General features: G+C 63.0%; 14 protein-coding genes. 7 read left to right on the top strand and 7 right to left on the bottom strand.

Annotated features, from left to right (window positions below; all coding sequences use genetic code 11):
- Nucleotides 1-21: 21 nt before the first annotated feature.
- Genes F2P46_RS24750 through F2P46_RS24730 form a run of 5 tightly spaced genes read right to left on the bottom strand, consistent with a single transcriptional unit; the run spans nucleotide 22 to nucleotide 5,962 of the window.
- A complete protein-coding gene (locus F2P46_RS24750) occupies nucleotides 22-1,350 on the bottom strand; it encodes a sigma-54 dependent transcriptional regulator (protein WP_166895216.1) in 1,329 nt (442 codons plus the stop codon).
- 22 nt (nucleotides 1,351-1,372) lie between these two features.
- A complete protein-coding gene (locus F2P46_RS24745; RefSeq protein ID WP_166895214.1) occupies nucleotides 1,373-2,611 on the bottom strand; it encodes an FtsX-like permease family protein in 1,239 nt (412 codons plus the stop codon).
- 17 nt (nucleotides 2,612-2,628) lie between these two features.
- Nucleotides 2,629-3,945, bottom strand: coding sequence for an ABC transporter permease (locus tag F2P46_RS24740; RefSeq protein ID WP_166895212.1), 1,317 nt, complete (start codon nucleotides 3,943-3,945; stop codon nucleotides 2,629-2,631).
- A gap of 9 nt (nucleotides 3,946-3,954) precedes the next feature.
- Nucleotides 3,955-4,671, bottom strand: coding sequence for an ABC transporter ATP-binding protein (locus tag F2P46_RS24735; protein ID WP_166895211.1), 717 nt, complete (start codon nucleotides 4,669-4,671; stop codon nucleotides 3,955-3,957).
- A 22-nt stretch (nucleotides 4,672-4,693) separates the two neighbouring features.
- Nucleotides 4,694-5,962: an efflux RND transporter periplasmic adaptor subunit gene (locus F2P46_RS24730; RefSeq protein ID WP_166895209.1), complete on the bottom strand. Its 1,269-nt coding sequence runs from the start codon at nucleotides 5,960-5,962 to the stop codon at nucleotides 4,694-4,696.
- A gap of 281 nt (nucleotides 5,963-6,243) precedes the next feature.
- On the opposite strand from F2P46_RS24730, the gene F2P46_RS24725 reads away from it, so the two are divergent.
- Nucleotides 6,244-7,818, top strand: coding sequence for a hypothetical protein (locus tag F2P46_RS24725; protein ID WP_229509450.1), 1,575 nt, complete (start codon nucleotides 6,244-6,246; stop codon nucleotides 7,816-7,818).
- A 14-nt stretch (nucleotides 7,819-7,832) separates the two neighbouring features.
- Here F2P46_RS24725 and F2P46_RS24720 read toward each other — a convergent pair whose 3' ends face one another.
- Together F2P46_RS24720 and F2P46_RS24715 are read right to left on the bottom strand one after the other, a co-directional pair.
- On the bottom strand, nucleotides 7,833-8,102 hold the full coding sequence (locus tag F2P46_RS24720; RefSeq protein WP_166895205.1) for a hypothetical protein: 270 nt from the start codon (nucleotides 8,100-8,102) through the stop codon (nucleotides 7,833-7,835).
- A gap of 8 nt (nucleotides 8,103-8,110) precedes the next feature.
- A complete protein-coding gene (locus F2P46_RS24715) occupies nucleotides 8,111-9,922 on the bottom strand; it encodes a phosphoethanolamine transferase (protein ID WP_166895203.1) in 1,812 nt (603 codons plus the stop codon).
- 271 nt (nucleotides 9,923-10,193) lie between these two features.
- Between F2P46_RS24715 and F2P46_RS24710 the strand changes: the two genes are divergently transcribed.
- From F2P46_RS24710 to F2P46_RS24685, 6 genes are all read left to right on the top strand, one after another.
- On the top strand, nucleotides 10,194-10,577 hold the full coding sequence (locus F2P46_RS24710) for a hypothetical protein (RefSeq protein WP_166895202.1): 384 nt from the start codon (nucleotides 10,194-10,196) through the stop codon (nucleotides 10,575-10,577).
- The gene (locus F2P46_RS24705; protein ID WP_166895200.1) at nucleotides 10,558-11,151 is read left to right on the top strand and encodes a hypothetical protein; all 594 of its coding nucleotides are present in this window, start codon (nucleotides 10,558-10,560) and stop codon (nucleotides 11,149-11,151) included. Before F2P46_RS24710 ends, F2P46_RS24705 begins: the two co-directional genes overlap by 20 nt.
- Before the next feature lie 303 nt (nucleotides 11,152-11,454).
- Nucleotides 11,455-11,838 carry a 30S ribosomal protein S12 gene (rpsL, locus tag F2P46_RS24700; protein ID WP_025603541.1) on the top strand — a complete coding sequence of 128 codons (384 nt, stop codon included), beginning with the start codon at nucleotides 11,455-11,457 and terminating at the stop codon, nucleotides 11,836-11,838.
- Between the two features lie 127 nt (nucleotides 11,839-11,965).
- Entirely contained in the window at nucleotides 11,966-12,436 is a 471-nt protein-coding gene (rpsG, locus tag F2P46_RS24695) for a 30S ribosomal protein S7 (RefSeq protein ID WP_054265804.1), read from the top strand.
- A 132-nt stretch (nucleotides 12,437-12,568) separates the two neighbouring features.
- On the top strand, nucleotides 12,569-14,674 hold the full coding sequence (gene fusA, locus F2P46_RS24690) for an elongation factor G (RefSeq protein ID WP_166895198.1): 2,106 nt from the start codon (nucleotides 12,569-12,571) through the stop codon (nucleotides 14,672-14,674).
- Nucleotides 14,675-14,873: 199 nt separating this feature from the next.
- Nucleotides 14,874-15,096 (top strand): GTP-binding protein (locus F2P46_RS24685; RefSeq protein ID WP_229505690.1); only part of this gene is annotated, 223 nt, incomplete at its 3' end.

The following is a 15,096-nucleotide window of genomic DNA, read 5'->3' as shown; positions in this document are numbered from 1 at the left end:
GCGCGGCGACTGGCGCATCGGCTAGCGCGCGATCCCGAGGCGTTCCATGCGGCGGTACAGCGCCTGGCGCGACAGGCCAAGATCGGCCGCCGCCTGGGCCACCACGCCGTTGGTGCGCGCCATGGCCTGCACGATGGCGTCGCGGTCCGGTTCCACCTCGACGCCGGGGGCCAGCGTCAGCGGCAGCCCCAGGTCGGTCGCCTTGATGATGTCGCCGGCGGCCAGCAGGCTGGCGCGCGCCATCACGTTTTTGAGTTCGCGCACATTGCCGGGCCAGGCGTGCGCCCGCAGCGCGGCCTGGGCGCAGTGGTGCAGGCTTTTGCCGCGCGCCAGGAAACTGCTTGCCAACGGCAGAATGTCGGCCGGGCGCGCCGCCAGCGCCGGCAGGCGCAGTTCGATCACGTTCAGGCGGTAGAACAGGTCTTCGCGGAAGGTGCCGGCGCGGATCATCGCACCCAGGTCGGCGTTGGTGGCGCTGATCACGCGTACCTTGACCTGGCGTTCGCGGTTCGACCCAAGGCGCTCGAAGCGCCCGGTCTCGAGCACGCGCAGGAGTTTCATCTGGCCGGCCAGCGGCAGGTTGCCGATTTCATCCAAAAACAGGGTGCCGCCGTCGGCCGCTTCGAACTTGCCTTCGCGCGCGCGCGAGGCGCCGGTGTAGGCGCCCGCTTCGGCGCCGAACAGTTCGGCCTCGATCAGTTCGGCCGGCAGCGCGCCGCAGTTGAGCACGACGAACGGGCCGCCGGCCACCAGCGAATTGGCCTGGATGATCTCGGCGATGCGCTCCTTGCCGGTGCCGTTGGGACCACTGATCAGCACCGGCACGTCGGCCCGCGCCACCTGGCAGGCCAGGTGCAACACGCGTTCGGTGGCGGCGTCCTGCCACACCATGCCGCGCAGGTCGAAGCCCTGTTCCAGGTCGCGCCGCACGCGCCGCTCCTGCTGCACGCGCTGGCGCAGGGAGCGGTTGGCCTGTCCCAGTTCGATCAGGTTGCTCACCGTGGCGATCAGGCGGTTGTCGTTCCAGGGCTTGGACAAATAGTCGGCCGCGCCCGACTTGACCAGGTCGACCGCCGCGTCCAGGTGGGTCCAGGCGGTCAAGAGGATCACCGGCAGGTCGGGATGGCGCTGGCGGATGGCGCGAAACAGCGCCGTGCCTTCCTCGCCCGAGGTGGTGTCGGCTGAAAAATTCATGTCCTGGATGACCAGGTCCACGCTGGTAGTGTCCAGGATGGCCAGGCCTTCTTCGGGCGAGGCGGCGCGCAGCGCACCGATGTCGTGCAGCGAAAACAGGACATCGAGTGCGATGGCGACGGCGGCGTTGTCGTCGATGATCAATACAGTAGGCATGGCCGCTAGCATACCATCGCCGTCAGGCACTGCGGGTGGCCGTGGCCGGCGAAATCGAGGCGGCGCGCCAGGCCGGCCCGTACACGGCGGCTACGCCGAGCACCCAGAACACGCCCGCGCCCACCACCAGGTAGGCCAGCGGCAGCCTTTCCATCTCCAGTTTGCTGACCAGCAGCTGGTTGAGCGCGATCGATCCGAGCACGCCGCACAGCACGCCAACGCTGGTGATCATGAAGTTCTCGGTGATGAAGTAGCGCAGTATATCGACCCGGCGCGCCCCCAGTGCGCGTCGTACCCCGATCTGCTTGCGGCGCTGCGTGACCCACAGGCTGGCCATGCCGACGATGCCGCTGGCGGTAATGAGCAGCAGCAGCACGCTGACCGCGATCAGCATCCACGACAGCGCCATGTCGGCCCGATAGCGTTCCTTGCGGTCCTCGGCCACGCTCTTCATGGTGATGATCGCGCGGCCCTGATTAGTGGCGCGCATCGCGGCTTCGGCTTCTTTCATGACGCGCTCGAACTGCCCGGCGTGGGCCCGTACCGCGTACATGGTGCTGGAGAAGGTCTTGCGCATCGGGACAATCAGCGCATAGCCGCCGCGCGCGGCCACTTCGGCGCTCTGGGTCTGCAGCGTCGCGATGACGCCGACCACGGTCGCGCTATTGGCTTCCTCGCCGATGCCGAAGTAAAGCGTCTTGCCGACCGCGTTGCCGCTCCCTGGCCACAGTTTGTCGGCCAGGGCCCTGGTCACCAGTACCGCCTTGGGGAACAGGTCGTCGGGCGCGGTCTTGCCATCGATGTCGACGACATCTTCCGGCTTCAGGTCGCGCCCTTGCGCCAGTTCCAGCCCCCAGGTCTTGACCAGCGAATCGCTCGAGTAGTACATGGCGGCGGGCGGAATGTCGTCGCCTGCGCTGCGCGACGGCGCCACGCTGGACGACCAGCCCGATTGCGACATCGGCGCCTGGTTGACGAAAGCGGCCGAGAGCACCCCGCCGATGGCGCGCAGGGCCTGCGTCTCGAGCTGCTGGCGCGCCAGTTGCTCCTGGTGGCTGCCTTCGACCAAGTGGCGCACGCGCATGTGGAAGACGCTGCTCTCGTCGGCGATGCCGCTGGCACGCGCGGCCACCGCCTGGCGCACGCTGACGATGTGCAGTGCGTTGGTGAGGATCGCCAGGCTGATCGCCACTTGCAGCGCCACCAGGATGGCGCCGGTCTTGCTGCGCAGGAGCGCGGAAAGGATGGGACGGATTTCCATGTGTAGTCTTTCGAATGTTACTGCGATTTGAGTTGGATCGCGGGCGTGACCTGGCAGGCGCGCCAGGTCGGCAGCAGGCCGGCCAGCATGGCCGCGGCGAGCGACATCAGGAACGTCAGGCCAAGCATTTGCCAGTCCATGTGGGCGGCGACCTTCAGCTCCTTCGATTGCATGCCGATCAGGGCCAGCGCGGCAAAGGCCAGCACCAGTCCGAGCACGCCGCCGGCCAGGCCGATGACCGCGGTCTCGGTCAGGAACTGGCGGAAGATTTCCCTGCGCGAGGCGCCCAGCGCGCGCCGGATGCCGACCTCGGAGGCGCGTACCGAGAATTTGGCCAGCAGCAGGCCGACCGTGTTGACCAGGCAAAGCAGCAGGAAGCCGAACGCCAGCCAGGCCGACAGGCGGCTGTCGTTGCCGACCACCTTGCGAAATTCGAGCCATTGCATGACATCGAAGAGGCGGTTCGGCTGCTTGCGCTTGAGGCGTCCCAGCTTGCGCTGCTCGGCCGCGTAGTTGTCCAGGTAATCCTGCAGTTCGGCGCGTCCGGCCGCCGATTTGGTCTCGAAGAAGACCTGCAGCCAGGTGCATTCCGAATCGAGGAAGCCTTGCCATCCCGGTTCGGCGCGTCCGCGGCAACTGACGCTGCCCTCCGGGCTCGTCTCGTGGCGCAGCGCGGTGGCGAAGGGGATGATGATCTCTTCCTCCACGCCGAAGCTGCCGCCGCCGCCAATCAATTTATAGAACTTCGGCACCGGGCGCCATGGCTTGAGCACGCCGACCACCTGGAATTGCGCCTCCAGCAGGCGGATGCGCTTGCCGACCGGGTCGACCGCGCCGAACAGCTTTTCGGCCAGCGCCTGGCTCAGTACCACCACATCGGCGCCGGCGCGTTCGTCCGCTTCGCTCCAGGGCTGGCCGTGCAGGAAGGGCACCTCCATCATCGGGAAAAAATCGCGCGTCAGGGCCATGCCCTTGACCGCCATGACCGGCAAGTCCTTGCGCTCGGGTTCGAGCGGCGCGGACACGCCGTACAGCACCGCGCGCCGCTCTCCCTGGCCGCTCTTGAGGAAATTGATGGCGTCGGTGTAGGTCGACTGCGGGTCGCTGCGGTCCTCGGCCTGCGGGTTGAAGCCGTTGAGCGGGCCGTTGTCGATTTTCGGGACGAACAGGCGCTCGCTTTTTTGCGGAATCGGATTGCTCGACATGACGTGCAAAATCGTCAGGGTGGCGACGCTGGCCGCCACGCCGATGGCCAGGGTCAGCACCATCAGCGCGGTCAGGGCCGGATTGCGGCGCAGGCTGCGCACGCCCAACATGAAGTAATACGAAAACATGGGTTCTCCTTATGCGGCCTGGCCGGACGCCCTGGCGCCGGCCAGGGAGGACGGTGCGCGTACCAGGTCGGACACCTGGCCGTCGATGATGTGGACGTTGCGCTGCGCGCGCACCGCCAGCTCGGGGTCGTGGGTGACCATCAAAATGGTGGTTCCCTGGGAGTTGATCTCCTCTAACAGCTCCATCACGCCGCGCGCCATTTGGGTGTCGAGATTGCCGGTCGGTTCATCGGCCAGCAGCAGCTTGGGCGAGCCGGCCAGCGCGCGCGCGATCGCCACGCGCTGTTGCTGGCCGCCCGACAGTTCGGCCGGATAGTGCTTCATGCGCGAGGCCAGCCCGACTTTGGAGAGGGCATCTTCGATGCGCTCCTTGCGTTCGGCGGCGTTAAAACCGCGGTAGCGCAGCGGCACGTCCACATTGTCGAACAGGGACAAATCGGGAATCAGGTTGAAGCCCTGGAAGATGAAGCCCAGTTTTTCGTTGCGCAGGCGCGAGCGGGCGTTGTCGTCCATGCCCTTGACGTTGACGCCGTCGAGCACATATTCGCCATCGGTGAACTCTTCGAGCAGGCCGGCGATGTTCAAGAAGCTGGTCTTGCCCGAGCCGGACGGGCCGGTGACGGTGACGAATTCGCCCTGGCGGACGTGGATTTCGAAGCCGCGCAGCGCGTGCGTTTCGATCATGTGGGTGCGGTACACCTTGCTCAGATTGGTCATGCGCAGCATGGAATTTCCTTTCGTTGGAATGTTAGTGATTGATGGTGACGCGGGCGGCGTTGGCGAAGCTGTCGGTGCCGGCGATGACGACCTTGTCGCCCGGTTTCAGGCCGCTCAGGATTTCGACCGAGGACACGCTGGTCGCGCCCAGCTTGATCGGGGTGCGCACGGCCACGTCGCCTTGCACGACATAGGCGAAGCGCCCGCCCTCGCTCTCGACGAAGGGGCCGCGCGGGAGCAGGATGACGTCGCGTTTTTCTTCGATCAGCAGGCGTGCGCTGACGCGCTGGCTCTGGCGCAGGCCCTTGGGCTGGGCGCCGTCGAAACGCACCCGCGCCAGTACCTGGTTCTTGACCACTTCGGGCGAGAGGGCCGACAGCTTGCCGCTGGCGCTGGCGTTGCCGAGCGCGATGTCGGCGCTCATGCCCAGGCCCATGTCGTCGACGTAGGTTTCCGGGACCTCGAGTTCGACTTCGAGGCGCGACAGGTCGACCAGGGTCATGAGGGCCGCGTTGGCCGCCACCACGCTGCGGTTCTGCACCGACAGCGTGCCGATAAAACCATCGACCGGCGCCCGCACCGACAGTTCATCGACGCGGCGCTGGGCGTTGGCCATCGACAGGCGCTGGCGATCGAGTTCGGCCACCTTGGTTTGCAGCGCCAGGCCGACGTCGTCGCCCTCGAGCGTGGCCGCCTGCGTGGCGTGGCGCGCGCGGATACCGGCCGAGTTGAGCGCGTCCTTGGCTTTCTGGTAGTCGATCTTGGCGATGATGCCTTCCTGGACCACGCTGTCGTAACGCTCGAGCGTGCGCTGGGCCGACAGGCGGTCGATTTCGGCGGTGTCGGCTTCGCGCTGGGCCAGCAGTTTCTGTTTCTTGGCCAGGATGCGCTGGCGCGCCACTTCCGCTTCGAGCTGCTGGTAGCTCGATTGTTCGCGTTTGAGCGCGTCCGACAGGTCGGGCGATTCGAGCAGGGCCAGCACCTGGCCTTTCTTGACCGTGTCGCCGGCGGCCACCTTGAGCGTGACCGTGGCCGGCGCGGTGGCGTACAGGGTGGGACTGACGGCGGCCACCACGCGGCCGTTGACCGAGGCGTCGCGCACCAGCGTGCCGCGCGTGACTTCGGCCACGCGCAGGCGCGCCGCGCTGACGGCGTGCTCGCTGCCGCGCCAGGCCGACAGCAGCAGCGCCGCGCCGCCAATGGCCGTCGCCGCCAGCACGGCGGCGAGGATGCGGCGCCTGGCCTTGTGCGCCGGCGGCGCGCTGATGGTGGCGTCCTGGGAAGAGGTGTCTCGGATCATGGTGCTTGTCTGTTGGGTAAATGTCTATTCATCAATGCAGGAAGCATGCCAGTGTTTAAGTGATTGATTCATATGGACTTCCTGGCTGGCGTACGACTGTCCGCGCTGTCCGGACCATGTGTATGGACACGCGCCGGACAGTCGAGACTTGCATTTTGTTAATTAATCCACATCTTGCCTTGCACCCAGGCTGCGTAATCCGCGCCGCCGCAGCCCAGAAAGGCCGTATGTCCGCGTTCGTATCGAAGTTGTCCGCCCTGTGTCGCCGTGTCGTGAAGTCCTTGCGCGTCCTGCTCGTCATTCCAGACAGGGAGCCGCTCGATTACGGCTTTGCCGCCAGCGACGTGGCGCAGCTGCACCGGCTCTGTCCAGACCCGGCGCGCGGCGCGCTCGACGACGCCACCTGGAAGGACCTGCTGCTCGATGCCTACCGTGCGCAGTTGTCGGGTGAGGTCAGCATCTTCGGCCAGCAGGTGCTGTACCGGCGCCTGCGCGAAGGGCTGGGCGAGCAGGACTGCGCCGCCGTGGGCGAGCGTGTGCGCGAGTTGATGCGCGACCCGGCCCGCCTGGCCGCGCTGCAGCGCGACTGCGCTTCGCTGCGCCATGCGGACAAGGAGATCGCCACCTTGCTGTTCGAAGACGCCGCGCCGGCCGCGCCCTGGTGGGTGGGCAAGACCTGGCCGCTGCCGATCCTGCTGCTGGCGTCGATCGCGGCCGTCATCGTCACGCCGGCCGCGTGGCTGGCCACCGGCGTGGTGGCCTACATATTAATGAGCACCCAGATGCGCTACTACGAGCGGGTGGACGAATGGGATCGCTCGATGAATGCGCTGCAGATGCTGCTGCGCACGGCCAGCATCCTGGGCGCGCGCGCCGATGCGGGTGCGCTGCTGCTGCCGTTCGCCGGGGCGGCGGCGGCGGCGGGCAAACTCAATCGCCAGCTTTCGCGCCCGCCGATGGTGATGATGACGCCCGGCGCGCGCACCTACCTGGACTGGTTCATGCTCGACAACGTGAACCATTACTACAAGGGCGTGCGCCTGGTGCACGCTCATCTGGACTTTTTGCGCGCCTGCTTTGCGCGGGTGGGCGAACTGGAAGCCGATATCGCGCTGGCGCGCCATCTGCTGGCCGCGCCGGCGCTGTGCTGGGCCGAACGGCATGCGCACCAGGCGCTGGCGCTGGACGATACCGTGCATCCCTTGCTGCCGCAGGCGCAGGCGCTGTCGGTCAGCCTGTCCGGGGGCGGGGCCTTCATCTCGGGCCAGAACGGGATCGGCAAGAGCACCTTGCTGCGCACCGTCGGCGTGAACCTGGTGACGGCGCGCGCCTTCGGCTTTTGCTATGCGCGGCAGGCCAGGGTGCCCGACCTGCCGGTCTACACCAGCATGCAGAGCGAGGATTCGCTGTTCGGCGGCGAGAGCCTGTACATGGCCGAACTGCGGCGCGCGCAGGAACTGCTGGCGGCGGCCGACGGCCCGCATCCGGGCATCTGCATCATCGACGAGATTTTCCGGGGCACCAATCACCTCGAATCGGTGTCGGCGGCCGCCGCGGTGCTCGACGTGCTGGCGGCGAAGGGGCTGGTGATGGTCTCGTCGCACAACCTGGTGCTGGCGTCCTTGCTGGCGCAGCGGCTCGCGCCCCTGTGCGTGCGCCTGGACGGCGCCGGGCGGCTGGTGCTGGAACCGGGCGTGCTGGCCCACACCAACGGCATCGCCCTGCTGGCGCAGCGCGGTTTTGGCTCCGCCATCGAAGACAGGGCGGGGCGGGTGTTCGACTGGCTCGATGGCTATCTGGCGCATCCGGGCGATTGCGATGGCGTGCTGGCCGGTACTGCCGCATCGGCAGTTTGACGGGGCGCTTGTCGTTAACGATCGCGCTTGCGCAGCGAATGCCAGGTTCCCAGCGCCAGCGCCGCTGCCACGATCAGCAACGCGATGATGTTCGCGGCCGAGGCGCGGCCTTCCAGGATCGCCTTGATCCATACCAAAGGCCCGAGCGGCGAGAGCACCATGAACAGGCCGCCCGAAACGTGCGCGTGCGGCGGTTCGAGCACCAGCCACAGTTGGGTGGCGATGAAGGTGGCGGCGAGGTACCACAACAGCAGCTTGAAGCCGGTTTCTACGTATTTGCTCATGGTCTTTTCTATTTGTCGCGTTTGAGCGGCGTGCCCTTGTCGATCACTTCGCGGCAGTCGCCTTTGAAGGTGGAATTGTCGTAGTCGCTCCAGCCATAGCTGTCGACGTAGCGCTTGTGCTCTTTGAACCCGGGGTTGACGAAGCTCCATTCCAGGCGCTCGTCGGCGTAGCGGATGTCGGCCAGGTCGAGCAGGGTGTGGAACATGTTTTCGGTCGCCAGGCGCGCCTTGCCGTGGCGCCGCAGTTGTTCCACCTTGGCTGGATAGCGCCCCTGGTACTGGTCCGAATACCACACCAGCGCCGGCACGTGGAATTCGTACTGGGTATTGTGGCCGTGGAAGGCCTGCTTGCAGCTGTTGTCGTACAGCGTCTGGCCATGGTCGGACACGTACAGCATGGCGCTGCGCTGCTGCGATCCCTTGAGTTGTCCGATCACGCTGGCCAGGAACCAGTCGGTATACAAGATGCTGCTGTCGTAGCTGTTATTGAGCTGCGCCTTGAGCGCCGGGTTGCTGTAGACCGGTTTGTCGATGCCGAACAGCGATGGCTGCCAGCGGTCGAACTGCTTGGGATAGCGCTGGCTGTAGTTCCAGTGGCTGCCCAGCGAGTGCAGCACGATCAGCTTTTTCGGGGCCGGGTCGGCAATCGCGCGGCGCAGGGGATCGAACAAAATCTCGTCGAAGTTCGAATTGTTGGTAAAGCCGCCCAGGTTGAGGAACTGGATCACGTCCGCTTCCCTGGCAAACACCGATACCGGCGTGTCGAATTCGCCGAACGAGATCTGGTTCGACAGCCACCAGGTCTTGAAGCCGGCTTCCCTGTAGGCGGTCAGGAAGGATTTTTCGGCGAAGCCGTCCTTCAGGCTCTGGGTTGCCGGTTTGCGCGAGACGATCACCGGCACCGACAGGCGCGTGGCCGACACCGAGGTGATCACGTCGGGCAGGGTGACCAGGTTGGTTTCCTTGCCCAGCAGGGGATTGGTCTCGCGCGCGTAGCCATTCAGGCTCCAGCGGTCGAAGCGCGACGATTCGCCGATCACCATCACCACGATTTCGGGCTCGGTGTCGGGCGCGCCCTGGCGCGCGCCGAAGCGGAAGTGGCTGTTGCGCTGGCCCAGTTCGGCCAGGTGCTTGTGTTCCTTGTAGAAATCGACGCCGCGCGCCGTGATGCCGAAGGGCCAGCTTTGCGCGAACGCGCCAAATTCGAGCGGCAGCGCGGCCCAGTGCGGCAGGGGACCCCACTTCCAGCCGGTGTAGGCGCCCGAGGCGGCTTTGGCGGCGCTGGCGGAGGCTTTGACGGCGGCCGTTGTGGCGGCGCGCGGGGCGACACCGAATTCGTGGCCGTAGGCCCACAGGGCGGCGCCGATGGCCAGCAGGCCCAGGCTCAGCGGGCGCGAGCCGTCGTCCCAGTCGAGTTCGCGCGTGCGGCGGGCCGCCTGGAAGCTGGTGACCCACCAGGCGATGACGGCGGCCATCACGGCCAGCATCAGCCACACCGTGTTGCCGAGAAACTCGAGTGCTTCCTTGGGGCTGGTTTCGGCGATGATGCCGAGGTGGTGGGTGGAAATGCTCTGTCCGTAGAAACTGAACAGGTAGAGCTCGGTCGGCAGCGCCAGGAAGGCCGGAATCAGCAGCCAGTGGAACCAGGCGGGACGCTTGAACAGCGCCCACACCGCCACCCAGGCCACCGCTTCGATGCCGAGCACCTGCCATGGGCGCTCAAGTCGCTTGCCCAGCAGCATGGGAAAGAAGGGGATGGCCGACAACGCCGCGTAGGTCAGCAGCAGGTAGAGCGGGGCGGGGCGCAGCAGGTGTCGCATCAGGGAAATGTGGGGGCGGCGAAATCGGCCATTATCCGGGGTTTTTAGTTCTCATTGCCAAATATTCGAGCCGGTAGTGCGATCAGCGACGAGCAATTGCGCGCCGGGTCCGGGCGCGACAGCATCAGGTGATCGCGAATGCGCATTTTTTAATAGTCGAATGAACATTTATTATAATGATATTATTTGGCGGTTCACCTGGCGGCGGCAATGGCGGAAACATGGCTGGCCCCGGGGATCTTGCAATCAACAACATCGCTGAAGGGCTGCTATGGCAATCGATTTGGACAAATTTGTAAAACACTTGAAGGACAATGCACTGCCGGGATTCGGCGATGCAAAGTGCGCCCTTTATGTACGGAAAGCGCTGCAAGCTGGTGGGGCCTTCGTTACGCCGAACGTCGCGTCCGCAAAAAACTATGGCCCGGTTCTGCTTCAGATCGGCTTCCGTGAAATCGAGGTAAAGGACCCGAGCAGCTTCCGGTTTATCAAGGGCGACGTGATGGTCATGCAACCATTTACCAACGGTAATGTCAATGGGCATGTGGCCGGGTATTCCGGAAGCAAATGGATTTCAGATTTCGTGCAAACCGATTTCTGGTCCGGCCCCGGATACCGCACACACAAACCGGCCTATGTCGTCTACCGTTATTAAGCGCCTGTGCGCAGCCGTCGTCTTCGCGGCTTTGAGCGCCGTTGCGGGCGCCGCCGAGAGCCGCCATGCTCCCACATTCGTGGCCGATCCCATGCTGGGCCTGCGGCTGCCTGTCGCCAGGCTGAAACTCGATCCGGTACCTGACGAGATCCGCGCCCTGTGCGAGCAGATGGCCGACAATGAGACCTGGACCGGGCGCCAATGGATTTTCGGCGTCGCAAAATCGCCGACGGCGACGTATTACCTCGCGAACGGGTATTTCAAGCGGCGTCATCCGCAACGTGGCCAAGGCCGGTATTTCCAGCCGGACGAGGGCGGCGTCTATCAAGTTGCAGACGGCAAGTGCAGTGGCGACCCGGCACGGGAAACCTTCGCTGTGCGCGACCCCAAGCAAATTCCTCACGAGGTGCTGCAACAACTTGCCGCCGACCTGGTCGCGCGGCTGGTGCAGGCGGCCGGCGGCGGCGATCGTTTGCGTGCCGACATCAAGAAGCGCAAGATCGACTTCGACCAGCTCTCGCCCGAGATGCAGGAAGCGTTCAAACCCTACTTCGCGCCTGCCTCTGTAAACTAGGCATCGCGCGGCGGGCCAATCATGGGGCCGGCCCGGCCCCATGATTGGCCCCCATCCGGGCCTCACGCCTGGCCCTCACCCGCACCTTTTTGCATTGCCGGGCGTTAAACTGTTTGACTGCCTGTCACTTCGCGTCTATACTCGCGAGTTCTCGATTTTATTCTGCGCATTGTTTACGCATTCAGCGCCGCTCCTCGCAGGGCGGCTGTCGGTGCCTCCCCTGCGCAGTGCTCGAGACTCCGTTTCAGTCCCCGGACAGTTTGTCCGGGTTATTCATGTTGTAATTTTGTTGGATTTATAACGATGCCAACCATCAATCAACTGATTCGCAATCCACGCGTCGCTCTGACCGTGAAAAGCAAATCGCCGGCGCTGGAAAACAGCCCGCAAAAACGTGGTGTTTGCACCCGTGTGTATACAACGACTCCAAAGAAGCCAAACTCGGCTCTGCGTAAAGTCGCCAAAGTTCGCCTGACCAACGGTTTCGAAGTCATTTCGTACATCGGCGGTGAAGGCCACAACCTGCAAGAACACAGTGTCGTGCTGCTGCGCGGCGGTCGTGTAAAAGATTTGCCGGGTGTGCGTTACCACATGGTTCGCGGTGCACTGGATACCCAGGGCGTTAAAGACCGTAAGCAAGCTCGTTCGAAATACGGTACGAAGCGCGCTAAAGCAGGCAAGAAGTAATTTTTCGCCCCGCTTTCACTAGAAGTTTAACGAGTTGAACCGACCGTAATGGTCGAGTAAGTGGATGGCTATGATGGCCTCCGCGAGTGCGCTCAGCGCGCTCAACTGAAGATAGGAAGGAATTGATATGCCACGTCGTCGTGAAGTACCCAAGCGCGAAATCTTGCCAGATCCAAAGTTCGGTAACCAAGATGTCGCCAAATTCGTCAACGTACTGATGTTGTCCGGTAAAAAATCGGTCGCAGAAAACATCATCTACGGTGCATTTGAGCACATCAAGCAAAAGTCCGGCAAAGACCCGCTCGAAGTGTTTGCAACCGCGATCAACAATGCCAAGCCGATGGTCGAGGTTAAGTCCCGCCGCGTCGGTGGCGCCAACTACCAGGTGCCAGTTGAAGTTCGTCCGGTTCGTCGTATGGCGCTGTCCATGCGTTGGTTGCGCGAAGCCGCAAACAAGCGCAGCGAAAAATCCATGCCGCAACGCCTCGGTGGCGAATTGATGGAAGCCGCTGAAATGCGCGGTGGTGCTATGAAGAAGCGGGATGAAGTTCACCGCATGGCAGAAGCGAACAAAGCGTTCTCGCATTTCCGCTTCTAATCAATTGGCCACGTCCCGGTTTGCACGCTTGTGCAAGCCAGGATGCGGCCATGTATCTGTTGTTCGAGGCCGGGCTCATTTTGTTCACAAAATGCCGCTCGGTTTTGTCCATTAAAAGATTTAGGAATAATTATGGCACGCAAGACCCCCATTGAGCGCTACCGCAATATCGGTATCTCGGCTCACATCGATGCTGGCAAGACGACCACGACCGAGCGCGTCCTGTTCTACACGGGCGTGAACCACAAGATCGGCGAAGTGCATGATGGCGCGGCCACCATGGACTGGATGGAGCAAGAGCAGGAACGCGGTATCACGATTACCTCGGCTGCAACGACCTGCTTCTGGAAAGGGATGGCTAACAATTTCCCTGAGCACCACATCAACATCATCGACACCCCGGGCCACGTTGACTTCACGATTGAAGTTGAACGCTCGATGCGCGTACTCGACGGTGCTTGCATGGTTTACTGCGCTGTGGGCGGTGTTCAGCCACAGTCGGAAACCGTATGGCGCCAGGCTAACAAGTACAAGGTTCCACGTCTTGCTTTTGTGAACAAGATGGACCGTACCGGCGCCAACTTCTTCAAGGTCTACGAGCAGATGCGCGCGCGCCTGAAGGCGAACCCGATTCCGCTGCAGATTCCCATCGGCGCCGAAGACAACTTCAAGGGCGTGGTCGATCTGGTCAAGATGAAAGCCATCTACTGGGACGACGCGTCGCAGGGCATGAAGTTCGACTACCGCGACATTCCTGCTGAGCTGCAAGAGCAGGCTGCCGAGTGGCGTCTGAAGCTGGTCGAAACCGCTGCTGAAGCGAACGACGAACTGATGAACAAGTACCTGGAAGAAGGCGATCTGTCGGAAGAAGAGATCAAGGCCGCCCTGCGCCAGCGTACCATCGCGTCGGAAATCGTCCCGATGATGTGCGGCACCGCGTTCAAGAACAAGGGCGTGCAAGCCATGCTCGACGGCGTGATCGAATACCTGCCATCGCCAGTCGACATCCCGCCAGTCAAGGGCATGGACGAAGATGACCAGCCGACCACGCGTAAAGCGGAAGATACCGAGAAATTCTCGGCGCTGGCATTCAAGATCATGACCGACCCGTTCGTGGGCCAGCTGATCTTCTTCCGCGTCTACTCGGGCATGATCAAGTCGGGCGACACCGTCTACAATCCGATCAAGAACAAGAAAGAACGTCTTGGCCGTATTTTGCAGATGCACGCGAATCAGCGCGAAGAAATCAAGGAAGTCCACGCCGGCGACATCGCCGCCGCGGTCGGCCTGAAAGACGCGACCACGGGCGAAACCCTGTGCGATCCATCGTCGATCATCACGCTGGAAAAAATGGTCTTCCCTGAGCCGGTGATTCAACAAGCTGTTGAGCCAAAAACCAAGGCTGACCAGGAAAAAATGGGCCTGGCGCTGAACCGCCTGGCACAGGAAGATCCTTCGTTCCGCGTCAAGACCGATGAAGAATCGGGCCAGACCATCATCGGTGGTATGGGCGAGTTGCACCTGGAAATTATCGTTGACCGCATGAAGCGCGAATTCGGCGTCGAAGCGACCGTCGGCAAGCCACAAGTGGCTTACCGCGAAACGATCCGCAAGGTGTGCGAAGAATCCGAAGGCAAGTTCGTCAAGCAGTCGGGCGGTCGTGGTCAGTACGGTCACGTTGTCCTGAAGATCGAGCCGCAAGAAGCCGGTAAAGGTTTCGAATTCGTCGACGCGATCAAGGGCGGCACCGTTCCACGCGAATACATCCCTGCGGTTGAAAAGGGTGTGCGCGGTACGCTCAACGCCGGCGTGATGGCTGGTTATCCAGTGGTCGACGTCAAGGTGACGCTGTTCTTCGGTTCGTACCACGATGTGGACTCGAACGAAAACGCGTTCCAGATGGCCGCTTCGATGGCATTCAAAGATGGCTGCCGTAAAGCATCGCCAGTCATCCTCGAGCCAATGATGGCCGTGGAAGTGGAAACGCCGGAAGACTACGCCGGTACCGTGATGGGCGATCTGTCGTCCCGCCGCGGTATGGTGCAGGGCATGGACGAGATTCCAGGCGGCGGCGGCAAGATCATCAAAGCCGAAGTGCCACTGTCCGAAATGTTCGGTTACTCGACCTCGCTGCGTTCCGCAACGCAAGGCCGTGCTACCTACACGATGGAATTCAAGCACTATTCGGAAGCGCCTAAGCACGTTACCGATGCGATCATCACGGCCAAGGCCAAGTAATTACGCTTGATCTTTTGCGGGACAGGGCAGGGTTCATCGCCGTTGCCCTGTCCTCAACTGATCAACGCGATTGCGGGACAGAGCAGGGTGCACCGCCTTTGCTCTGTCCTCAACTGAATAATCGATTTGCCGGGCGCAGCCATAAGCCGCGCTGGCAACAAACAAAAATTGTAAAAATAGTCTTTAAAGGAAGATCAAAATGGCAAAAGGTAAATTCGAACGGACCAAGCCGCACGTCAACGTGGGCACCATCGGTCACGTCGATCACGGTAAAACCACCCTGACGGCAGCGATTGCAACCGTTCTGTCGAAGAAATTCGGCGGCGAAGCAAAAGCATACGACCAGATCGATGCAGCACCGGAAGAAAAAGCACGCGGCATCACCATCAACACCGCGCACGTCGAGTACGAAACGGCTAACC

This window comes from Massilia sp. CCM 8734 (genome assembly GCF_011682155.1).
Taxonomy (GTDB): domain Bacteria; phylum Pseudomonadota; class Gammaproteobacteria; order Burkholderiales; family Burkholderiaceae_D; genus Telluria_A; species Telluria_A rubra.
The sequence above is the reverse complement of the archived record's forward strand: the minus strand, read 5'-3'. Positions and strand labels throughout refer to the sequence as shown.